We start from the raw sequence: 22,942 nt of genomic DNA on the forward strand, positions 1-22,942 counted from the left end.
AGCAGCATGTCAGCTGCGCCTTCCGTTGCCCTTGCGGTTGCACGCGGCGAGGCGATGCGATTTCCACCGCGTGTCGAAATCCTTTACAAACGCGGATTGCTGCCAGCGTCGCCAGACAAACTGCAGCTAAAACAACTCATTACATCCATATCGGGTCGCGCAACCCACTCGGCGGGATAGGCGGAAAGCTGCTTCGGCTGCCGGCGGCTCAGACGCGGCTTGCCGTAGAAACATGTTTCCATTCAACAGGTTGGATCCATGCCCGTGAGGCAGCCAGCGGCGACACTACGGCGGGGCATCTGGTGAAGCAGCAGCTCCCCCGCATGGCCGGTGCGACATGGTGCCGGAATGTCTTACAAATATCGAGCAAACTTGCCAGCTCTGCATAAAAAATACCATATAAACCATTATGTTGTATTCATGGCATGCCCGTTGCTTTCAGGAGTTCGCAGGGCAACGTCAATCGGGCACCACGGCCACTGCGATTACCCGGACTGGTTCTCAGTGGAGGAAAAATCATGATGAAAAAGAAAAGCATCGGAATCGCACTCGCATGCGCGCTGGCGCTGGGTGCATGGAGTGGATCGACGTTTGCAACTCCCACCAACGTGGGCGGTGTCGTGTGGGATCCCAGCAATCCGCTGGACCTGACCATCCAGGCAGTCAACTTCCGCGAATCGAGCATTTCGGGCGTCGGCAACGTACTGACCGGCTACGGGTTGATTTCCTCGTTCAACGGGATTACCGACTTTGGGTCGAGTATTGCGGCGGACAGCTTTTGTCCGGGTTGCGACCTCAACTTCACCTTCCAGTACACGGTGTCGAAGATTACCGGCAACCAGGTTGAGTTCAGTCCTGGGTCGATCAGCTTTTTCGTCGACAACACCAGCAGCTTCAATGTGCTGAATCCGACGACAGCCGGGGTCGGTACGCCGTGGCTCACCTTGTCCGGCCATACGGGCTCGGTGCTTGGGTTTGCGGGCACCGCGCAGCTTTTCTCCACGGTCGTTGGCACGGTTACCCATCCCTTGACTGGATCCAACGGACTTGGTTTCCTGGACGCGACCGGAGGTCCCGCGGCGTCCTTCTTCCAGACCCACACGCAAGCCGACGGGTTGGGTGGATTCGCGGACTTCACGCTCAATTCGGAGTTCCTGTTCAGCGCAGTCAGGACGTGCACGGGTATCTCACCGAATCCGGCCAACATCTGCCACTACCCGATTACGGGAACGGCCACATTGATCGGCAGAACGGTGCCCGAGCCGGGCGAAATGGGTCTGCTGGGCCTTGGCTTGGCCTTTCTGGGCTTGCTAGTACGGCGGCGCGGCAAAGGAAGCTGACGGGCACGCATAGAGCAGGAACCTCGTGATGCGTGCGGTTTGACGGTTGATGGCGCTGCTTCCCGAAGCGGCGCCATCAACTGTATGTCTGCGTTGAATGTTGGCGGGCTCGCCGTACCGGCCGGGCAACGGCTTTGCGCAGTAATGCCGAGGGTAGATGTCCCATGATGTCTGATGCATCGGACACGACTGAGCCGTTCGACTACGCCACGGCATTCAGCCGGACGATCGGCTGGATAACCACGACCGAGCAGGCGAGGCTTCGCTCCATGCGCGTGGCGATCGCCGGACTTGGCGGTGTTGGTGGCAGCCATCTGTTGACTCTGACCCGACTCGGCATCCAGTCGTTCAACCTGGCGGATCTCGACCGCTTCGGCACGGAAAATCTCAACCGGCAGGCCGGGGCATTCCAGTCGACCATTGGCCAGCCCAAGGTCGACGTGGTGTCCCGGATGGCGCGGGATATCAATCCGGAGCTGGACATCAACAAGTTCCCCATCGGGGTCACCATCGACAACATGGAGCAGTTCCTCTCGGGAGTGGATCTGTACGTCGACGGGCTGGACTTTTTCGTACTCGATATCCGCGCCCGGCTGTTTGCCCTGTGCGCCAAGCACGGTATTCCGGCGGTTACCGCGGCACCGCTGGGCATGGGTGCGGCGGTACTGGCGTTCCTGCCGGGTCACATGACCTTTGAGGAGTACTTCCGGCTGGAAGGTAGAACGACCGACGAACAGTTGCTGCGCTTCATGGTGGGTCTGGCGCCCGCCGTGCTGCATCAAGGCTATCTGGTCGACCCCTCGGCGGTGGACCTGGTCAACCACCGGGGACCATCGACGCCCATGGCATGTGAAATCTGCGCCGGGATCGCCGGTACCCAGGCGTTGAAGATCCTGCTTGGCAGGGGCAAGGTGCTCGCGGCGCCTCACGGCCTGCACTTCGATGCCTACCGCAACAAGCTCGCACGCACGTGGCGGCCCGGGGGCAACAACAACCCGCTGCAACGACTCATCCTGTCCATGGCGCGTCGCCGTTTCATGCGCCACTGAGCGGCACGCATGGACACCTGGGCTGCGTCTACCTGTCGCCGGATCCGGAGTTGCAGCGGCAGCTCCTCTCGCCCGGCTTGCGTGCTTCGCCGCACTCGTGACGCTTGCCCGCCTCAAACCATTGCCGGTCTGCAAACCGGCAAGATCCTGCAATGACAGCGCGAGACTTCCGCCGGACCACGCCGGAATGCCGGCAACGTCCTACACTCAACCCGCCATGGAACCGAGGGGTGCCCGTCATGCAGCGGATCAGGATCGACTTGATCGCGGCCGCGCGACCCAACTTCATGAAGGTCGCGCCGCTGTTTCACGTGCTGCATGGACAGCCGTGGTGTCGCCTGCGGCTGGTGCACACCGGCCAGCATTACGACCAGAACATGTCGGATGCTTTCTTCCGTGACCTGAAGTTGCCGCCGCCGGATCTGCACCTGGGCGTAGGCAGCGGCAGCCACGCGAAACAAACCGCCGACGTGATGCTTGCCTACGAAGCGGCCTGCGCCGCGGATCGACCGGACCTGGTCGTGGTGGTCGGGGATGTCAATTCAACCATGGCCTGCGCGCTGGTCGGCGCGAAGCTGCACATCACGGTCGCGCATCTGGAAGCCGGCTTGCGCAGCGGCGACCGCCGGATGCCCGAGGAGATCAACCGGCTGGTGACCGACACGCTGGCGGACATCCTGTGGACGCCATCGCCGGACGCGGACGAGCATCTCGCCGCCGAAGGCGTGCCGCCGGAAAAGATCACCCGCGTGGGCAACATCATGATCGATTCCTACGAACTCATGCGCGAACGCATCGATGCCGGCGGCGAGCGTCGCCGGCTCGGGCTGGAGAATCGCGCCTACGCGGTGGTAACCCTGCACCGGCCCTCCAACGTGGACGCAGCCGGGCCGCTCACGGCGCTGGTCGATCAGCTGACCCGCATAGCGGTCAGACTGCCGCTGGTGTTTCCGGTGCACCCGCGCACCCGCAAGAATCTGCAAGCCTTCGGCCTGTGGCCAAAACTGGCCGAGGCGCCCAACCTGCAAGTCATCGAGCCGCTTGGTTACGTCGACTTCATGAGCCTGGTGTGCGGTGCGCGCCTGACCATCACGGATTCGGGTGGCATCCAGGAGGAAACCACCTATCTCGGCATCCCCTGCCTCACCTTGCGCACCACGACCGAGCGGCCGATCACGATCACGGAGGGCACCAACCGGTTGGTGACTGCCGCCGAGCTGGTGCCGGCAGTGGACGAGATTCTCGCCGGCTGCTGGCCGCATGGACGCAGGCCCCAACTCTGGGACGGACATACCGCGGCACGCGTGGCGGCCGACATCCGCCAGCGTCTGCTGAGCGTGCCGCCTCGCGTTGCCGAAGCAACGACGGTTCCCGCAGCCGCCAATCAGCGTACGCTGGGCAGTGCCTGAACCCGGCCGCAGGCACATGCCAGGTTGAGCGCAGACAACTGCGTGGCGCACCGGGGATCGTCCAGGTATGCACGTCATCATCATCACCAGTTACCTGACCGCCGCCGCCGCGTTCCTCGCCGGTGCGGCGTTGCTGGGCATCGGTTGGCGCGGTCAGCGCACCGGTGCCTTGCTGATCCTGGCCGCGATGGCCTCGGCCCTGTGGGGCGCGTTTCTGGCTTACGCCGAGTGGCAGCGGACGGTGGCGGCCAACTGGATGCTGCTGGCCGAGGTTCTGCGTTACGGCGCCTGGATCGTTTTCGTGAGTGCCCTGTTCAGCGCGTGGCCGATATCCGGCCTGCTGCGCGATCTGCGCGTTGTTGCGCACGCACTCTGGATCGTGCTCGCGCTCTACTGCCTGTGGCCGGTGACGGGTCTGCCGCAGGCGACCGGCCTGCCGTTCAGCGCCAACGTGCCGCTGGTCGGTGTGCTGGTGCTCGCCCTCAGTGGCGTGATGCTGCTCGAACAGATCTACCGCAACGTGCAACCGCAACAACGCTGGGCGCTCAAGTTTCTGGTGATCGCGCTCGGCCTGCTGTTCGCCTACGACATCTTCCTGTACTCCTACGCGGTGCTCTACCGGCAGTTCAACGTCAGCGCATGGGCGGCACGCGGCTTCATCGACGCCCTGCTGGTGCCGCTGCTGCTGGTGGCGGCGGCGCGCAACCCGCAGTGGTCGCTGGATGTGGGCGTGTCGCGGCGCGCGGTGTTCTATTCCACCAGCCTGCTGGTGGTCGCGATTTACATCATCGGCACGGCGATCGGCGGTTACTACGTGCGCCTGTACGGCGGCGACTGGGGCCGGGTGGCGGAAATCACGCTGGTCTGCTTCGCGTTGCTGCTGGTGCTGCTGATCGCATTTTCCGGTCAGGCGCGCTCGCGCCTGCGGGTGTTCCTGCACAAGAACTTCTTCAGTTTCCGCCACGACTATCGCGAGGAATGGCTGCGTCTGACCGCGACGCTGTCCGCTGGCGACACGGAATTGCCGCAGCGCGCGGTCCACGCCATCGCGCAGATCATGGACAGCCCGGCCGGCACGCTGTTCATGCGCGACGATGCCGATGACTTCGTGCCGGAAGCGCGCTGGAACATGCCGACGCCAGCCGGCCTGAAGCTTCCGGCCAGCCTGCCGGCGTTCGGACTCATGCGAACGCGCCGGTGGATCTATGACCTGGACGAACCGCCGCCGCTGGGCGACGAACAACTGCGGGCGCCGGCCGAACTGACCGGCTTGCCGCGCGCCTGGCTGCTGGTGCCGCTGGTACTGGAAGACCGGCTGGTCGGTTTCGTGGTGCTGGCGCGCGCGCGCGCGCGTCGCGCGTTCGATTGGGAAGACATCGATCTGCTCCGCGCCGCCGGCAGTCAGGTGGCCGGCATCCTGGCGCAGGCAGCCGATGCCCGGCGCCTCGCCGAGGCGCGCCAGTTCGAAGGCTTCAACCGGCTCACCGCGTTCCTGATGCACGACCTCAAGAACCTCGCGGCCCAGCAATCGCTGCTGCTGCAGAACGCCGAGCGCCACAAGCACAACCCGGCGTTCGTGGGCGACATGCTCGCGACGGTGGCCAATTCAGTGCAGCGCATCTCGCGCCTGCTCGAGCAGTTGCGCGGCGACGTGGCGCCAGCCAGACACGGTCGCGTGGCACTGGCGACGGTGCTCGACAAGGCGCTCGACGAGTGCCGCGCGCAGTCGCCACGGCCGGAATACCGGCCGGTGACGGACGACCTGTGGGTGCAGACCGATACCGAACAGCTGGCCACCGTGCTCGGGCACGTGATCCGCAACGCCCAGGATGCAGCGCAGTCCCACGGTCACGTCCTGCTGAGAGTCAGGCACGAGCCCGGCCTTGCCACCATCGAAATCGAGGATGACGGAGCAGGCATGGACGAGGATTTCATCCGCAACCGGTTATTCAAGCCATTCTTCACCACCAAGGCCAGCAAGGGCATGGGCATCGGCGCCTATCAGGCTCGCGCATACGTGCATTCGCTGGGCGGGACGATGCGCGTGAACAGCACCCCGGGCCAGGGCAGCGTATTCACCATCCAGTTGCCGCTGGCCGAGCCCGCCGGGGCCGCCATGGCGGCTGGGCAAGCGCAGACCGCGCCATGAACCAGAAGCAGCGCTGCCTGTTGATCGTCGAGGACGATGCCGGCCTGCAGCGTCAGCTGCGCTGGAGCTTCGAGGATTACGACGTGGTCATGGCCGGTGACCGGCCGACCGCGCTCGCCCTGCTGCGCCGCCATGAGCCGGCGGTGGTGCTGCAGGACCTGGGCTTGCCCCCTGACGCCACCGGCACCGCCGAGGGCTTCGCCACCGTCGCGGGAATCCTGCAGGAAGCGCCGCATACCAAGATCGTCGTGGTCACCGGCAACGGCGACCGCGACAACGCGGTCAAGTCCATCGGCTGCGGCGCCTACGACTTCTGCTCCAAGCCACTGGAGCTGGAAGTCCTGCGCCTGATCGTGGATCGCGCCTTCCGGGTGCATGAACTGGAGGCCGAGAACCGCAAGCTCAGAAACCAGTCGACCACGACGCTCGAAGGCATCATCGGCAGCAGCGAGGCCATGCTCGATGCCTTCCGGCTGATAGAGAAGGTCAGTCCTTCCAACGCCACCGTCCTGCTGCTCGGCGAGACCGGCACCGGCAAGGAAGTGTTCGCGCGCGCGGTGCACCGCCTGAGCACGCGGCGCGACGGGCCGTTCGTGGCGATCAACTGCGCTGCCATTCCTGAAACCCTGCTGGAAGCCGAGCTGTTTGGCCACGAGAAAGGCGCCTACACCGGTGCGCACAAGCAGACCAAGGGCAAGATCGAACTGGCAGTGAACGGCACCCTGCTGCTCGACGAGATCGGCGACATGCCATTTGCGCTGCAGGCCAAGCTGCTGCGGTTTCTCGAGGAGCGGGTGGTCGAACGCATCGGTGGGCGCGAACCGATTCCGGTGGACGTGCGCATCATCTGCGCGACGCACCAGGACCTGCCGGCGCTGATCGGTGCAGGGCGGTTCCGCGAGGATTTGTTCTACCGCGTCAGCGAAGTGACCATTCGGCTTCCGCCGCTGCGTGAACGCGCCGGCGACATAGCGCCGCTGGCGCGGCATTTTCTCGAACAGGCGGCCAGCCGCCACGGCCGCGCGGTCCATGGTTTCACTGCGAAGGCGCTCAAGGCGATCGAGGCGTGTCCGTGGCGCGGCAATGTGCGTGAACTGGAGAACGTCGTCAACAGCGCAGTCATCATGGCGGATGGGAAGCAGATCGAACTGAAGGAGCTGCATCTCGGTGCGGCCGGCAGCGATATTCCGGATTTGCGCAAAGTACGTAACGACGCTGAAAAACATGCGATCCAACTGGCCCTGACCCGGGCTGGCGGCAATCTCTCGCATGTCGCGGGTCTGCTCGGGATCAGCCGCCCGACGCTCTATGACCTTCTGGACAAGCACGGCTTGAAGAAACCTACCGAAGCAGATTGACCCGCGCGTGGCGCGCGGCGAACTGGGGGTAAAGATATGCGCTTGATCAGGCTGAACACGCGGATCGTTCGTCATGGCTTGGCGTTGCTGTGCGCCGCCTTGTCACTGAGCGGCTGCGGCCTCGCCAGCAGGCAGGGCAGCGTCGATGCCGGTACCAGATACCAGGCCAAGGGGGAGTATCGCGCGGCCTACATCGAGGCCAAAAAGGTCCTGCAACGCGACAACAAGAACGGCGAGGCCTGGCTGCTGCTCGGGCAAGCTTCGCTGATGCTGGGCAATCCGGCGGACACCCTGAGCGAACTGCAAAACGCCAAGGCGAACAAGGTGCCGGCAGAACGTTGGGCGGTACCCATGGGACGCGCGTTGCTGGTGACGCAGCAGTACGACAAGCTGCTCGCCACCCTGCCCTCCGACCAGCCCTACCAGTCCAAGATCAAGGCACGCGTCGCCGCGCTGCGAGGCGACGCCTATCGCGCGCTCAGGCAGTTCGACCAGGCCCGGCAAACGTACCTGGCCGCGTTGTCGGCAGACCCGGAGAACCTGGGCGCGCTGGTGGGACTGGCTCAGCTGGCAGCCACCGCCAACGATCCGGCTTCCGCCGGCAAGTACCTGCAACAGGCATTGGCCGCCGCGCCGGAAAATCCGCAGGCCTGGGTCGCGAAGGGCGACCTGGCATTCGGCAGCGCCGATTTCGCCGGCGCCGAAGCGGACTACCAGAAGGTGATGGGCCTCAAGAACCCTGACTGGTTGCCGCAAGAGCGCTTCTACGCACTGACCCGGCTGGCCAGCGCACAGGCACAGCAGAAGCAGTTCGACAAGGCGCTGGCCAGCATCCAGACGCTGGAAAAAATGTCGCCGCAGCAACCGTATCCGCACTATCTGCACGCCATGGTGCTGTACCGGCAGGGAGATCTGGACGCCGCGATTGCCGAGCTTCAGCAGGTGCTCAAGATGTCGCCGGACAACGTCCAGGCGCAGCTGCTGATGGGCGCGGTCAACTACGCGCAAGGCAACTACGGCCAGGCGGAAATGTACCTCAGCAACGCCATGGGCATGGATCAGAAGAATGTCGACGTGCGCAAGTTGCTGGCACTCACGCTCTACCGCGAAGGACGCTCGCGCCAGGCGCTGGATACGCTTCGACCGGTCGCGCCGGGGGCGCTGTCCGATACCGAGCTGCTGGCAATGCTGGAGAGGGCCGCCACCACGGGTGCCGGTTCACCGGGGGCGGCAGCCGCCGCAAGCAGTGCCAGCAACCCGCCCGACACCCGGCTTGCCAGCGCCGGCAACGCCCTCGCCAGCGGAAATGAAGCGGAAGCGATCCGCCTGCTGCAGGAGATTCCCGCGGGCAACGCCTCCACCGAGGCGCGCCGCAACAGCCTGCTGGTCATGACCTATCTGCGCGAGCAGCGCCCGGCTGAGGCGGTCAAGGTGGCAGCCGCCTATGCGTCCGGCAATCCGCGCAACAGCGCCGCGCACTTGATGTACGGGACCGCGCTGGTCGCGGCCGGTCAGCGCCCGGAAGCGCGCGCCCAGTACTCCGAAGCCCTGAAGCTGGACCCGGAGAATCTTGCCGCCTTGCTGAGCCTGGGCAGCCTGGATTCAATCGAAGGCCATCACGAAGCCGCCGCCGGCCGCTACGCAACGGTGTTGAAAAAAGACCCGCACAACGCGGCGGCGATGACCGCGCTCGGCCAGCTCGCCGCACTGCAAGGCGACAAGGCCGAGGCCGCCAGGCGATTCAAGCAGGCCATCGACGAGGCGCCGAAGTCCATCAACGCGTACATCGCCCTGGTGGCGTTGGACAGCGAAAGCGGCAAATTCGACGAAGCCCTGGGCACGGCCACGCAGCTGGCGGCGGCCAACCCCGACAACCCGGTAGCGCTCAATGCCCTCGGCGCGGCGGAACTCAACGCCGGCCATCACGGTGAAGCCTTGAAGCCGCTGCAGCAAGCCGTGAATCTCGCGCCACAGATGCCCTTGTACCGCACCAACCTGGCGCGCGCGCAGATCCTCGGCAAAGACACGAAGGCTGCCGAAGGCAATCTCGAAGCCGTGATCAAGGCCGATCCGGGTCAAGCGACGGCAGTGGCGTTGCGGGCATTCCTGAAGCTGCAGGACCACAACCTGCCCGGCGCCATTGCCCTCGCGCAAACGCTGCAGAAGCAAGCCCCCACCAGGGCGACGGGCTTCTCGCTGGAGGGCGACCTGTACATGGCGAACAAGTCTTATCGTGAGGCCGCCCAGGCCTACCAGCAGGGACTGAAGCTCCGATACGACCGGCCGCTGGTGTTCAAGAGCTTCCAGGCGCTGAGCGAAAGCGGGGCCAACGCGCCGGAGGGCGTACTGCGCGACTGGCTGGCCAAGCATCCGGACGATGCTGCCACCCGCTTGCTGCTGGCTAGCTACTACCTGAACCGCACGCAGAACGCGCTGGCTGCTGGCCAGTACGAGCAGGTATTGAAGACGTACCCGTCCAACGTAAGCGCACTCAACAACCTCGCCTGGATTTACACGGAGCAAAACAACCCCAAGGCGCTGGCACTGGCGGAGCGGGCCTACCAACTGGCGTCTGGATCGCCGGACATCGCGGACACCTACGCCTGGGCGCTGATCGCGCACAATCAACCCAAGCGGGCGCTGCCGATTCTGCTGCAAGCAGCCAAGGCGACACCCAAGACACCAGCGATCCAATACCATCTGGCCGTGGCCCAGGCACGCACCGGCGATCCTGCCGGCGCGCTCGGCACGCTCACGACGCTGCAAAAATCAGGCGCCGATTTTCAAGACAAACCAGCCGCGGAAAAACTGTATCGCGAGTTGACCGGCCTGGCCGCCAAGTAGGTGGAAAGCCGTCGGCGGTTTTCGCGCTTCTACCGACTTCCCAGATGGAAGCCCAGAAGAATCAGGCCAACCCCGACGGCCCAACCGGTGGCCAGCGTAACCAGGAACCGACCGATCCGGACGCTCTGCAGGCGCCAATACAGGTCGCCCAGCAGCCACCACAGGCCGGTGAAAACGACAAGCGTGAAAACGCCCCAACCCAGTTGGCCGGATGACCACAAGAAGTCATTCATGGGGAGTCACACCTTCTGCAACCTCCGTTTCCCCAGCCCAGACGCGGTCGCCGATGCGCACCAGCAGGTTCACGGTCGCCGGCAGCTCGAGCACCACGGTGCTCCCCAGCAGGATCCGGCCGATCCTCTGCCCGCGCTTGATCTCCTCGCCCTCCTGGACCCAGGTTTCGATGCGCCGCGCCGCCAGGCTGGTAATCAAGCGCACCGCAACTTGTCCGGCATCTACGGCAATCACCAGACGCTTTTGTACCGGGCAGGCTTTCTCTCGCAGGAACGCAAACTCCCGCCCCTCCCCGTCCATGAAGCCGTCGCCGTGCGATTCCACGCCGAGCACCCGACCGGACACCGGACTGCGCTGCACGTGCATGTCCCAGAAACTGAGCGCAATCACCAGATAGCGCACGCCCCCATGCATCTGCGCACTGGTCACCAGCCCGTCTGCCGGAGCCAGCATACTGTTGCCCGGAGGCGCGATACGCTCCGGATCACGGTAAAAATAGTGCAGGAATGCATGCTGGAATTTCCCCCGCTTCAGCCACGTGCGGACCTGCCTTTCCGGCCAGCGTTTGCGCGGCGGAAGCCAACGCCGTATCAGCGGCGATGGATACGGAAAATAAAGCGCCCAGAGCACGATGGCCGCGCCCACCAGACAGAGGATCACGATCTGCAGGACAAGCATCGTCATTTCAGCGCGGAGTGGACATCATGTCTGGCTTCCTGTCGGCGGCCAGCCGTGCGACACGGCGGAACGGCAAGGCCGACCCTGATCCAGGCACGGGTCGACTCCGTAGACTGCTGCAAATCCGGCGGGAAGAAACCTCGCGTTCGCTTCGGCAAAGTGACATGGCGGCACGCTCACGATTCCGGCGGAGACAGAGCGACGGCTGGCCATCAGGTTAGCGTAGGCGCAACCCCGCTGCCAGACGTGCGTCGCAGCCCAAAGCGGCGGTTCCGCCGCCGGCGGCAACTCACATCCCGCTGACACCAGCTTCTGTACAAGGCAAGCCCATGGGGCAAGCACATGGTCGGCAACAGGCCGCCTTGGTCGAGGCGACCTGGTTCGATGCGATCAGCCCGGGGCGGCGCGACATCACGAGACGGCAGGATGACAAAGCCATGCGTATGAGCGAGCAAGCCAGGCGGTTCAAGCAGGGAAACCGGCTTGGCCGAGCCGCGGCGAAGATGCTGTGTGGGTGCGCCGGCTGCATGTGGATGCTTGCTGCGGCGCCGGCGCGAGCGGCAACGGCGGTGACGGACAAGGTGATCAGCACCGTCGCGCAAGCGCAGACCAATGTTCCGGTCACCTTCGGCCAGGTCTTCAAGGCTGGCGACATACCTCGGGGCCGGACGGTAACTGCCACCATCAAGGGCCAGCCGATAGCCTTGCAGGTGGACAGCAAGGCTACCTATCCCGACGGCAGCTTGCGCCATGCGGTGCTGACTGTGATGACTCCAACGCTGCCGGGCAATGCAACGCTGCCGTTGACGCTTTCCGCGGGCCCTTCGCCAGCGGCGACCGGACAGGACGTGCCCATCAGCTTGTCGCAATTGCTTGCCACTAGCTACGACACCAGCGTGTCACTCAACATCGGCGGCCGCAAATACACCGCAAACGCCCGCACCCTGTTGCAGACAGCCAAAGACACGAACGCGTGCAAGCCCTGGGGCACCCAATGCAACCAGTGGCTTTCCGGCCCCCAGGCCAGCGAATGGATCGTCAACGGACCGGTGACGGCGGCGGATGGCACGACCAACCCGAACCTGAGAATCTACTTTGCGGTGCGCGCCCATGCGCACGGCTCGCATGGCGCCGTGCGCCAGGTACAAACCGACGTCATCGTGGAAAACAGCTGGGCCTACATGCCACAGGCGCAGCCGCAGTACACGGCAACCCTGATCTCGGGGAGCGCGGGCTACACCAGCCCTGCCCTGACGCAGTACGCATACACGCGCTGGCACCAGGTGCTGTGGTGGAACCATGCCCAGCCACAGGTCTATTTGCAGCAGGACACCGGCTACATCCAGGCCAGCAAGGCCGTGTCGCGCTACATGCCGTTGACGCCCGACGAGAAGTTCCTGGCCAGCCTGCGCCAGGCCTGCGCGCCCCTGGATCACTGTGACCAGACCCAGAAGATGCACATGGCCGGGGCACAAGCGGCGATTGGTCCGCTGCCGCGCTGGACCAGCGTGTACATCGTCAACCCGGACCTGCGCGCCTACAACTGGATGCTGGCCAACACCGATGCGCTGGGCGCCTATGACATCCATTACCGGGACCAGGCAACCGGCTGGCCGCTCAGCATCCAGCAGCATCCCAACGTCACGACAACGGGCTGGGCCTACGCAAATGGCGTTGCGAAGCAGGCGTTGACAGGTTCCGCGGTCCACCGGGAAAAGGTTGCTGCCTACCGGCGTGATCTGCTGCCAACCTGCGTGAACAACACCGTGGTGACGAATTGCACACCGACCTCATATGGGACGGGCAACCCGAACCTGTGGGACAACGCGCACCAGCCGGCACAGTCCTACGTACCATACTTGGTGACCGGTTCGTACTACTACATGTCGGAGCTGGCGTTTGCGGCCTCGTTCAATGAGATCTGGTCAGGCGCGGAGTATCGCGATTATGCAAAGGGGTTGATCGACAAAAGTCATAGCCAGGTGCGTGGCAAGGCATGGACACTGCGCCAGATGGCGGATGCGGCGTGGCTGTTGCCCGATGACTACCCCTTGAAAGCCGAGTTCAAAGCGGACGTGGAGAACTCGCTGGCGGACTGGAATCAGAAGTACACCAACAATCCAAACGCCAATCCGTTGGGGCTGCTGGACAGTGGTCATAGCTACAGCATGCAAGGCGGCACCCGAAACGCGATGGCGCCGTGGATGCACAACTTCTTCACCTGGTCGGCGGGCCACGCCGCGGAACTCGGTTTTGCGGGAGCCGGGGAGCTGCGCGACTGGCTGGCGAAGTTCGAGATCGGTTTGATGACGGACTGGCAAGCCAATCCAACCCAGGGCTACTGCTGGCTGGAAGCCTCTGCCTACACGCTGGTGGTTGCCGATCCTACTGGAAAGACCTACCTGCCCTCATACAGTGCCATATACGCAGCGACGTTTCCCAGTCTGGTCGGACTGGCCTGCAATTCGCCGGCCATGGTGACCGCCATGGAGACGCTGGAAAAACAACCGTGGCAAGCCGGCAAGATGCATGGATACCCGGACTCGGCAACGGGCTATCCTGCGAATCTGCAGACCGGGCTGGCCGCCGCCGCCGATAGTGCCGTGCCCAAAGCACACGATGCCTGGAATCGTTTTGAGTCGCGCAGCGTGAAACCCAGCGGCACAACCGCCTACAACAACTATCCCAATTTCGCGGTCATGCCGCGCTCTGTGTCGCAATGACCTGTCGATCTGCTTTGCAGCAAGGGTACCCACCCGACGCAGCCCTTGCTCTGGTCCGATGCAATCAGGATTGCCTTCCAGATTTTGTCCTGGCACGACGCGCTTCGGCCGCCGAACCTCATGCGCCGGGTTCCGCGCGTTGAGCACTAGAGCAGCCGCCGCCACACAACCTCGACGGCAAGAGCGCGCCCCAAAGCACGCTCATCCGCCAACTGAATGAGATCGAGCAGTGAATCCATGCGCCACTCGCCGGGCAGAAGCGCGCGGTACCGTTGCAACACCGCAGGCGCGACCTGCAGCACGTTCTGCAGGTTTCGGTGCGTGGCATTGATCAGCGGGCGAAGCCGCACGGGACGCGCGCACGCCGTCCACTCGGCCAGTCGTTCCTTCCAACCCGGTCCAGCGTCAAAACGAAAGCCGTAGGCGGAAGGCTGCGCAGCGATGGCCGGATGCAGTGCGGCGACCAAGCGACTTTCCAGGGCGCCCGCGTTCTTCCAGCGCAGCGGCACCCGGAGCGCCAGGCGCACGGACTCCAGATCCACCAGCGGCGTCGTGTAGTTTCCGTGGCGTACCGCCACACTGTTGTTGACACCCATCCAGTAGTGGCAGCGAAACAGGGAGTAGAGCAGCTCCACTTGCGTGCGCGACAGAAGCTCGCTCCCGACTTCAGACATGCCCACGATGTTCCGCATCGACGCGGCGAGCCGCGCTTCGTAACTTGCCAAGCCATTGGGATCGCGGAAAACGCCGCGGCTGAATCCGCGGTAGAAGGTTTTCACGATGTCACGGGCGTTAAAGGCACGGTTCGGCAGATGGAAGAAGTTGCGGAAGATCTCGCCGCCGCCACCATTCAGCGCAATGCACCCGTCGGCAGTCTGCTGCAATCGGGTGCGGCGATCGGCGCCCGGATCATCGATGCCGTCGCTAGGCAGGCCGTCGAAGAACAGCGCGCTCTGCTCCAGGGCTTCGATGTCGGGCATCGGCAAACCGCGGTTCATCGCGCATTTGTCAATGGCTTCGAATGCGAGGTCTGCTGCAGTAGCCACGGTCCTGGCCACTGCCACATCGGCGGAGTCGGCATCGCCATACACAAACAATCGGGGCCGCACACCGGCAGCAAGCAAGCCCGCGACAATCAGGCGTGAATCGAAACCGCCCGACAACGCCGCATTGATCTGGCCCGGAAAGGCCGATGCCACCTCGGCCGAAATCATGCGCAGATGCTCGGTGATGTCCTCCACCGCCTCATCCAACGAGTGGAACTCAGGCGCCTGCACATCGAAACCGTGGGGGAATCGTTGCCACGCACGGCGCTGCCGCAAATCCATGACCTGACCAAGGGGAATCAAGTCGACCCCGCGCGCCACTGAATGGCAGGAATGTGCTGCCCCCAGCAGTACGTATTCAATCGCCGAGGCGGCGTCAGGCTCAACGCACTGCCCATAAGCGCAGACAGCCAGCCAGCTAGTACTGAAAAAACGGTCATCTGCACTCGTGTAGATGCGTACGAAGCCCAAGGCGTCGTTCAACAGCCAAGTGTGTTCGCCCGTGTCGAGAAACAGTGCAAAGTTGCCGCGCAGCGAACCTTCTTCCAAACACCCCGTCGCGCGAACTTCGTCGAGCAGCGAGGCCAACGCCTGCCGGCCGAAATGACCGCGAAACCACAGCGGACCGACACAGCAGGCCGTTCCCGATGGGGTTTGAACGAGGCAATCCTCGGCTTGCCGTTGATCGGGGTGCCCCCACGCGACAACGCTGCCTCCGTCCCATTCGACCTGCGCGGCACGGACAAACCGTTGCCGCTCCAACGAGCGTGCCGCGCGGATTTGCCCGTTGGAATCGCCGCCAACAAGGAATACCGATAGCGCGTTCAGCATGGACATGCGTCTCTTGCCGACACACAACCGGAGGGAGACACATTCAGGCCCATGACCCCGCCGTCAATGAGTTACGACCGCCGTTCCTATCCAGTGCTGCGATCATGCACCTCCCCTCCGAGTCCATCCATGTTCCGTTTCGAAACCCTTATCAATGACTGTTTCCCGGCGAGGTCATTTCGTCGGTATCTCTACCCCTGACACGATCTCTTCAACCTCCGATCCGGATCCAAACCGATGAACCACCTCAAAATGCCGACCATTCCCCCTGCGAAACAGGGTTCCGTGGCTGGCACGGTCTTCATGGGTGCGCACCACCAGCAGGCTGCCGTCGGGTTTGTTCAGGTAGCAACCGATGTTCGCCACCATCGTCGAAAGGATCGCGGGAGGAAAATATCCACTGTTGAGCACATTAGCTGCGCGAACAAAATCAAATTTCCCCTCGAATCCACTGTTGTACCTGCTTATATCATCGGTATGCAGGGTGATACCAGCCTTGGCCAGCGCTCGCGGGGTAACCAGCTTCACTTCGCAGATCCGGACATCGTGCGGATTACGCAATATTTGGTGGACGCGACGGGTGAATAAGGTATTGACGAACTTGCGCAAGATGAAAAGTCCGTTGTAATAATCATCGCGCGTCACCCAGGGCTTCATGGTGACCAAGGGGAAATCGAACCGAAGCGGAAACCCGCCGGAATCGACCAACGCGTGGCACCCTGGAAACACCTTTACCAAGAGGGCGTCGATCAGAATATCGGTGCCGACAACCTCGACCTCGCGCCCACCCCGACTCAGATCATCGTACAGCTCGACTGTGCTTATACCGGAAGAAACCCCGACGTCCAGAATTCTGAGCGCCGGTGGAGCACGGCGCAGGAGATACTCCTGGAGATACGGATTGATGTCGAAAAAGCGATCGTGAAATGTAGTCTTGTAAGTCTTGTTTCTCGTCATCAGCGAGGTGAAAAAGTCCTCCTCCATGCGTGGAGTAAGGCGCTCCGATGGGGTTTCGAAAAAAGCCTTGGCTGATAGCATGGAGTCTGTATACCGCGATGACATTTTATTGTGGTGGACTACCCTGATGACGCTTCGATTCTACTAACCCCGCCCGCGGTTCGGGCTGCTCATCACTTCGTCAGCTCAGCAGACTTCCTCGAGCCGCCTCGCAAGCTCACGCACCAACGGCCCAATCCGCCATCTCGCATAGTTCGCCGCCAGCCATCCCTTCTGGCGATAGGCACCCAGGTAGCACAGCGCGAAATACAACTGCGCCCAGTGCAGAGCCCGTGCGCCATCCTCGTACCCATAGCCGGCAAGGAACATCGACTCGCGCTGCCGGTCATGGCGATTCGTCGGCAAACCTCCAAGCGTGCGGCCGAGAAGCCACAGATGGTTGAGGAATGGCGCAAGGTCATAGACTGCCGGTCCGGCACTTTGCCAATGGATGTCCAGCCCAATGTATCGGGTACCGTCATACAGCATGTTCTGCGGTTTGAAATCGCCATGCTGGCGCACGAAGCGGAACCCGCTTGCCTCAATGCGCGAAGCTGTCTGTTCCAGACATCGGCACGCGGCCTGCGTTTCGCGATCACGACGCAGGACCGCACCGTAGGTGACCACCAGATAGTCGAGCTTGTCCGCCACACCCAGCACGCTCGTCTGCACGTCCGGAGCGCCGCTCTCGTGCAGCCTGCGCAACCAGGCGCCCGCCGCACGGCATGCCGCCCGCGCACCGGGCTCGCCCAGGGATCGCAGGTGTTGGGCCAGATTGTCGCCGCCGAAATGGCGGGTGATCATGACCCCGCGCCCCCAGGCCTCCAGATAACCCAGCGACACCAAGGTCCCAAAGTGCTCGTCCTGGGGAAACACGCGCTGGAGTGTGCACAGGGTTTCATACTCACGGCGTGCCTCCGCACGGGCATCGTTGCGCAAGTCATCCTCTCGACTCACCTTGGCCACGATCTGCTCCTGACAGCGCGCGCACCGCAGCCGCTGGATGCTCGAGTTTTGCCTCGGCAGCAGCCTCGTCAGCGCGATCCAGCTCCCCGACGCGCGGCACTGGATGCAGGTGAACCGCGCGTTGAGTACCCCAGCGACGTCCAGCCTGATCACGGCCTAGCCACGCACCAGGTGGTAACGCGAGTAAACACGGGAAACGACACGCTTGAGCTCGTCCAGCAAGGGGTGGCGTGCGACCGCGAGGCCCAGCAACCACCCCGCACCACCGCCGACGAGAGCCAATGCAAACGCCAAAAGCATGTGTCGCGCCATCAGCTCGGGCCAAAGGACCAACGCTGCCGGTACGGCGCAGGCACCCAGCGTGACCACGGCGCTCGGAACCAGCGCCCTGGCGCACTTGCGAACTGCCAGCGCGTCGTAATTCCGCATTTTCCGGTAATACAGCACGGTAGCAATGATATAAACAAGAACCTGTGCGGCGGCGACCGCCGTGACGCCATAAAAGGCTGCGCCGACGGTAATGCCGATTCTGGCGGTTTGATATTGAACCTCCACGCGGGTCACGGCCCTTACCCGTCCCAGCGCAACCAGGAACAGGTTGCACTGGAACATCAGTGTTCCGATAAATGCGGCGAGACACAACCAACGCATCAGCGGAACTGCCGCATCCCATTGATCGCCGAACAGAATGTTGATGATCGGATAGGCCAGAATGACACCACATGCAAAAAACGGCCAACTGATCCCAGTCGTGTAAACCAGCGCCCTCAGGAACAACTCCGGAGCCGTGGCGTGCTCCCGGTGCTCGCGTGCGAACGCGGGAAAGGCAACCGCTCCGATCGCACCAAGAACGTTGGTGCGGTACATGTTGACCACGCCATATCCGCGCGAAAACAGCCCGACGTCCGTCATGCCCGACATCTTGCCGATCACGAGGCTGGCGGATTGTTCTCCCAGTTGGCTGGCGACGTCGGAAATGGTGCGATTGGAGCCAAAGTGCAGAACACGTTTCCAATGCACGAAACTCAGTCCCTTCACGCGGTACTGCCAACCCCAGAGCGTGCAACCGACGATAAGCGCCGAGATGCCGGCCACCGATGCCCACGCGATGCTCATGTACGTGAATCCGGCGTACGCAAGCGCAACTGCGGTACAGCTACGGATGATGGATTCGCTGATGCGAATCTTGGCCAGCTTCCCGTACTCCAGTTCGCGGTTCAGCAACGCCATCGCCGTGGTGCCAAACGGGAGCAGAAAAAAAACGAACCCGAGCACCTTCAGCACCCGCGTCACGCCAGGATCCCCGTAGAACGCCCCGATCACGCCGCTGGCCGCGATGATGATGCCGCCGAGGACCCATGCGATCATGAGGTTGATCGTGAACACCGTGCGCACCAGCGCCTCATCGAGAACTGGTTCCTGGACCACGAATTCGCTGACCCCGAAGTCGCGCAGCATATTGATCAGGGCCACGACTCCCGCCGCGACCGAAAACACGCCGACCTCCGCCGGGGTCAGCAATCGGCTTATGATCACGACTGAGCCAAAACTAAAAACGAGTCCGACGAGCCTCTGCACGAAAGACAACGACAAGGCCTGCCGTACACTGGTTCTCTGTTTTTGCTCGTTATCGGGCACGGCGTATCGACCTTACTGACCAGCAACGAAACCCTGCGGCGAAAACATCCTCGCCTTCCGGGCCGGACGGACGGCCGCGCAAGACTACGGTCGGAGGTTGCCTGGCGGGAACAAGCCTGGGAGTCCGTACCATGATCAGTCCTGATTATTCCAGGGCTTCGGTCGCCCCGATTCAATTGTTCGTCCTTCCAGGATCGCCCACACAGGCGGGAACCCAGCTTCTTTAGTCATGAAAATCACGCGTTCCTGGCCGTCTTGCGAACCAATATCGTATTTCCGAGGTTCCCAAATCGATTGATGATTCGTGTTACACATGTCGCCCGTTGACTACCCAAAGTTGGAAGGCATCAGACCTTTTCTGCAACGATATACACGGCCTCGCTGACCAACGGAAGCAGGCGCTGACGCCCCACCTCACGCAGGCCGGACTTTTCCAACAGTAGCCTGATATCCCGGTTGCTTATCGGATAATTTGCGGGTGGCTGATGTCCCATCAGCCGTTTCAAGCGCCGCCGAAACCTTTGATAGCCCGAATCGAGGCTCTGGTTGATGACGACGATTGAACTACTCAAGCTGGCGACCGCAGTCAGGAACTCAATCTGTCCGTCGAGCGGAAAGTGCATCAATACGCGCGCGCACAAAGCACCGTCACAGATTGGGCCGCTCGGCGGGTCTTTCTTCATGTCCGCCACCTCGCAGGTGAAGGTCCCCGCGTACGAAACCAGGCGTTGTCGCGCCACACTCAGCATGGCTTCGGAAATGTCGAAGCCGTGGACACTGTATCCAGCCTCCAGCAGCGCCTCAGCAAGACGCCCGGTCCCGCATGGCGCGTCGGCGATCGTGCTGCCTTTGGATAGCCGGGAAAAACACCTGGCGACGGTCCGTTTTTCGAGGAAGTTGAATACCCGCCCTGGAATACTCGAGAACCGGCTTGCGTCGTAGTCGACGGCTACCGTTCGGCTCTTGTAATGCTCGTCAGGGTTCCAGTTCATTCACTGCTCCTTGATGCGGCTGTGGAATGGTGCCGGGTCCGACGCCCGCGAGGGGCCGCGATATGTTCGCGAGCGGGCCCGCAAACACCATCCGGATCCGGAAGACGTTCAAGTGCAAACCTGTTCAAGCAAGGAGGCCAGTTGTGCCGCCCCGGCGCGCCTCGAATACTGGGCGACCACGGCAGGCCGCTGGGACGGGGCGGTCCCCTTGGTCAACGCGTACAGGAATCGGCGCAGACCCGTCGCAATAGCGTCGACGTCATCGGCCGCGACGAATTCCGCCCCACCGGACTCTCGCAACAGGGCGGCGGTGTCGCCGTTTGGTCCGACCAGCGCGAAGATCGGCCGCCCGATCCGCAGGTACTCGTATACCTTGGCCGGAATTTGCAGGTCGAACTTGCTGCCCTGGAACAGCAGCAATCCATCGGCCGCGACCTGCTCGGACAGTGCTTCGCGGTTGCCGACAGGTGGCGCCAAAGTCACCATCTCTCCCAGCCCCAAACGCTGAACCTCCCGAGTGTAGGTTGCCTCAGAGCCACTCGCCCGCAGGACGACCTTGACCATCCCTGCAGTTACGCCACCCGAGTCCCTGAGACGCGCGAGTGCAGCAAAGAACGGCAGGGGGCTGCGACCTTCCGGATACAACAGACCGCTGTGCAGCAGCACCAACGGTCGCCCGGCCTGTGGCGGAGGGCGCCTGAGGTCGACGAATGCCTCGTCGTCGTATCCATTGGTGATGACCGCCAAACGACCGGCACGCCAAGCCTCGGGGTAGCGCTCGGCACACCACTGCATTGCTCCCGGGGTCGTGAACACCGAACGCGCCGCGTGCGACAGGACACGACGCTCCCATCGAGCTTGCGACCTTATCGCCATCGGGTTCTTGCCCGCCGTTGAACTCGCAACCGGATCGCGAAAATCCGCGATCCACGGGATGTTCGTCAAACGATGCAGGGTGTAGGCGACGCAATGGGAGGTCATGATGGGAAACGTCGACCATATCGCTTGCGCATGGTGGCGCCTGATCAGACGCAGTCCGTTCCAGACAGCGGCGGGCCACCAACTCGACCACCTGTCGGGTAACGCGAAAATGGTCGGATACCTGCCCATGACTGCCATGTGGCGCTTGGCGTCCAGCGCAAAGGCACGGCATACATTGCAATCTTTGGGTATGGATCGAACGCTGGCGGGATCGGTCAATTCGTACGCGCCCGGAGTGGCGGAAAGGACCACCGGGTCCCAGCCATGCTCGGGCAGGTATTTCGTAAACGCCAAGAGCCGCAGGTGACCGCTGCTCAGTGCAGACGGCGGAAAATGGAAGCCGGTCATCACTACACATTTGCCCACCACACACCTCTTCATCAAGGCTTCCCGAATGAATGCCCGGCCTGCCCGCGTCCCAGCAGGTGCGGTTGCGTTGCAGCGGCCCCTGCTGACCCCGCATATGCGGCGACTCTTTCCGGCAATAGACCCTTCAGCAACGCACACATCGCCATCAGCTGATAACTGAGGTCGAAGTAGCTCGAGGTGGTGGCCAGACCTGCAACCATGAATGCAAGCAGGCTTATCTGGAGCATTGAAGAAAGGTCGAACGCCCATTTTTCGTTTGGTAAATGTCGGCTTTTGTTGCGAACGTATGCACAGCTTCGCCAACTGGCCACCAGCAACCCAATAAAGATCGCAAGCCCCGGAAAGCCCTGTTCGCCAAGCACTCGAAAATAAATACTGTGCACTGCCCGTTGGACAGCATCCTCGGGTGCGTAGCGGTTCCACAGGGCCTCGCTTTCATAGACTTTGAAGCCGCCCCCGGTCAACGGGCGATGCAGCGCAACATTGGCTGCAAACTCCCAAGACTGGATGCGGGACTGCATCGTATTCACATCCTCCGCGTGATGGATCGTATCCATGCGCGCACTCCACTCGGGAGGCATGAAATGATAAGCAGTGAGCCCAATCGCCATGAGTGCGATCGCGAGCGTCAACCGTTTCCGGCTTTTCAGGAGCAGGGCCGCGCTTACCACTGCGAGCGCAATGAACCCGCCACGCGAGTAGGTACCAAGTATCGCGACGCCGGTAAGGAACATCGCCAGCCCCAGTCCCACCTTCACCATTTTTCTTGAAGACTGAAGCTGCAGGTAGCGCATCAGTGGCAGAACCATGCACAGCGCCTGGGCCAGGTCGTTGTTGTCCCCGATGAAGCTTCCGGCTGGGCCGAACACGCGATTGCCGCCGCCGCTGGTGATCGTGAACAAGCCTCCTTTGAGGCCGTAATACCCCAGCGAAATCACAATCACCCATATCAACCAATGCATGCGCTCGCGGCTATTGATCAGCATCAGGGTCACAAACACCATCACCATGATCTTGGCGAAGGTCTGCCAACTGACCCAGGCCGCATCCGGCAGGACCGCAAAGAAGGTGGTCAATCCAGTCCACAGCAGAAACATCATCAGCAACACGCTGACCGTCGACCTGGGGATTCGCTTGTTCTCCTTGCCAACCCCCAAACTCAGAAGCGTGACGGCGGCCACCAGCATCACCCATGGAAAACTGTACGCAAAGCCGAAGGTCAGCCGATGCGGGTTCATGTAGCCGAGCCACGACCACACCAGCAAACCGATATACGGGCGAATTGCGGCCAGGGGGATCAGCCCGAGCATGATCAACGCGAAGGCGATATCGCGCATGG

16 protein-coding genes are annotated in these 22,942 nt (G+C 62.7%); 7 read left to right on the forward strand and 9 right to left on the reverse strand.

Annotated elements, in window-relative coordinates; genetic code table 11:
- Positions 1 to 518 precede the first annotated feature (518 nt).
- The 6 genes from LRK53_RS15285 to prsT all read left to right on the forward strand — a co-directional run bounded on the left by LRK53_RS15285 (position 519) and on the right by prsT (position 10,149).
- Complete coding sequence (locus LRK53_RS15285) at positions 519 to 1,340, forward strand: PEP-CTERM sorting domain-containing protein (RefSeq protein WP_027491075.1); 822 nt, start codon at positions 519 to 521, stop codon at positions 1,338 to 1,340.
- 164 nt (positions 1,341 to 1,504) lie between these two features.
- Positions 1,505 to 2,389, forward strand: a complete 885-nt coding sequence (locus LRK53_RS15290; RefSeq protein ID WP_027491076.1) for a ThiF family adenylyltransferase — start codon at positions 1,505 to 1,507, stop codon at positions 2,387 to 2,389.
- 239 nt (positions 2,390 to 2,628) lie between these two features.
- Positions 2,629 to 3,798: a non-hydrolyzing UDP-N-acetylglucosamine 2-epimerase gene (wecB, locus tag LRK53_RS15295; RefSeq protein WP_027491077.1), complete on the forward strand. Its 1,170-nt coding sequence runs from the start codon at positions 2,629 to 2,631 to the stop codon at positions 3,796 to 3,798.
- A gap of 67 nt (positions 3,799 to 3,865) precedes the next feature.
- Positions 3,866 to 5,947 (forward strand): XrtA/PEP-CTERM system histidine kinase PrsK, encoded by a 2,082-nt coding sequence (gene prsK, locus LRK53_RS15300; RefSeq protein ID WP_027491078.1) that lies wholly within the window; start codon positions 3,866 to 3,868, stop codon positions 5,945 to 5,947.
- A 20-nt stretch (positions 5,948 to 5,967) separates the two neighbouring features.
- The gene (gene prsR / locus LRK53_RS15305) at positions 5,968 to 7,305 is read left to right on the forward strand and encodes a PEP-CTERM-box response regulator transcription factor (protein ID WP_235642367.1); all 1,338 of its coding nucleotides are present in this window, start codon (positions 5,968 to 5,970) and stop codon (positions 7,303 to 7,305) included.
- Between the two features lie 84 nt (positions 7,306 to 7,389).
- On the forward strand, positions 7,390 to 10,149 hold the full coding sequence (gene prsT, locus LRK53_RS15310; RefSeq protein WP_235642368.1) for an XrtA/PEP-CTERM system TPR-repeat protein PrsT: 2,760 nt from the start codon (positions 7,390 to 7,392) through the stop codon (positions 10,147 to 10,149).
- 29 nt (positions 10,150 to 10,178) lie between these two features.
- Here prsT and LRK53_RS15315 read toward each other — a convergent pair whose 3' ends face one another.
- Entirely contained in the window at positions 10,179 to 10,382 is a 204-nt protein-coding gene (locus LRK53_RS15315) for a hypothetical protein (protein WP_027491081.1), read from the reverse strand.
- Entirely contained in the window at positions 10,375 to 11,061 is a 687-nt protein-coding gene (locus LRK53_RS15320; protein ID WP_235642369.1) for a phosphatidylserine decarboxylase, read from the reverse strand. The genes LRK53_RS15315 and LRK53_RS15320 overlap by 8 nt, the downstream gene beginning before the upstream one ends.
- A gap of 329 nt (positions 11,062 to 11,390) precedes the next feature.
- Here LRK53_RS15320 and LRK53_RS15325 point away from each other — a divergent pair, with 329 nt between their 5' ends.
- A complete protein-coding gene (locus tag LRK53_RS15325) occupies positions 11,391 to 13,784 on the forward strand; it encodes an RIFT barrel domain-containing protein (protein WP_235642370.1) in 2,394 nt (797 codons plus the stop codon).
- A gap of 146 nt (positions 13,785 to 13,930) precedes the next feature.
- On the opposite strand, the gene LRK53_RS15330 is transcribed toward LRK53_RS15325, so the two are convergent.
- From LRK53_RS15330 to LRK53_RS15360, 7 genes are all read right to left on the reverse strand, one after another.
- Entirely contained in the window at positions 13,931 to 15,667 is a 1,737-nt protein-coding gene (locus tag LRK53_RS15330; RefSeq protein WP_235642371.1) for an asparagine synthetase B family protein, read from the reverse strand.
- Between the two features lie 168 nt (positions 15,668 to 15,835).
- Positions 15,836 to 16,699 (reverse strand): class I SAM-dependent methyltransferase, encoded by an 864-nt coding sequence (locus LRK53_RS15335; RefSeq protein ID WP_027491085.1) that lies wholly within the window; start codon positions 16,697 to 16,699, stop codon positions 15,836 to 15,838.
- A gap of 105 nt (positions 16,700 to 16,804) precedes the next feature.
- Entirely contained in the window at positions 16,805 to 17,776 is a 972-nt protein-coding gene (locus LRK53_RS15340; protein WP_185754530.1) for a phosphotransferase family protein, read from the reverse strand.
- Positions 17,777 to 17,779: 3 nt separating this feature from the next.
- Positions 17,780 to 19,261, reverse strand: a complete 1,482-nt coding sequence (locus LRK53_RS15345) for a lipopolysaccharide biosynthesis protein (RefSeq protein WP_235642372.1) — start codon at positions 19,259 to 19,261, stop codon at positions 17,780 to 17,782.
- A 347-nt stretch (positions 19,262 to 19,608) separates the two neighbouring features.
- On the reverse strand, positions 19,609 to 20,253 hold the full coding sequence (locus tag LRK53_RS15350) for a methyltransferase domain-containing protein (protein ID WP_027491088.1): 645 nt from the start codon (positions 20,251 to 20,253) through the stop codon (positions 19,609 to 19,611).
- A gap of 108 nt (positions 20,254 to 20,361) precedes the next feature.
- Positions 20,362 to 21,582 (reverse strand): glycosyltransferase, encoded by a 1,221-nt coding sequence (locus LRK53_RS15355; protein ID WP_235642373.1) that lies wholly within the window; start codon positions 21,580 to 21,582, stop codon positions 20,362 to 20,364.
- Between the two features lie 32 nt (positions 21,583 to 21,614).
- On the reverse strand, positions 21,615 to 22,940 hold the full coding sequence (locus LRK53_RS15360; protein ID WP_027491090.1) for a putative O-glycosylation ligase, exosortase A system-associated: 1,326 nt from the start codon (positions 22,938 to 22,940) through the stop codon (positions 21,615 to 21,617).
- Between the last annotated feature and the right edge of the window lie 2 nt (positions 22,941 to 22,942).

This window comes from Rhodanobacter thiooxydans (assembly GCF_021545845.1).
GTDB lineage: Bacteria > Pseudomonadota > Gammaproteobacteria > Xanthomonadales > Rhodanobacteraceae > Rhodanobacter.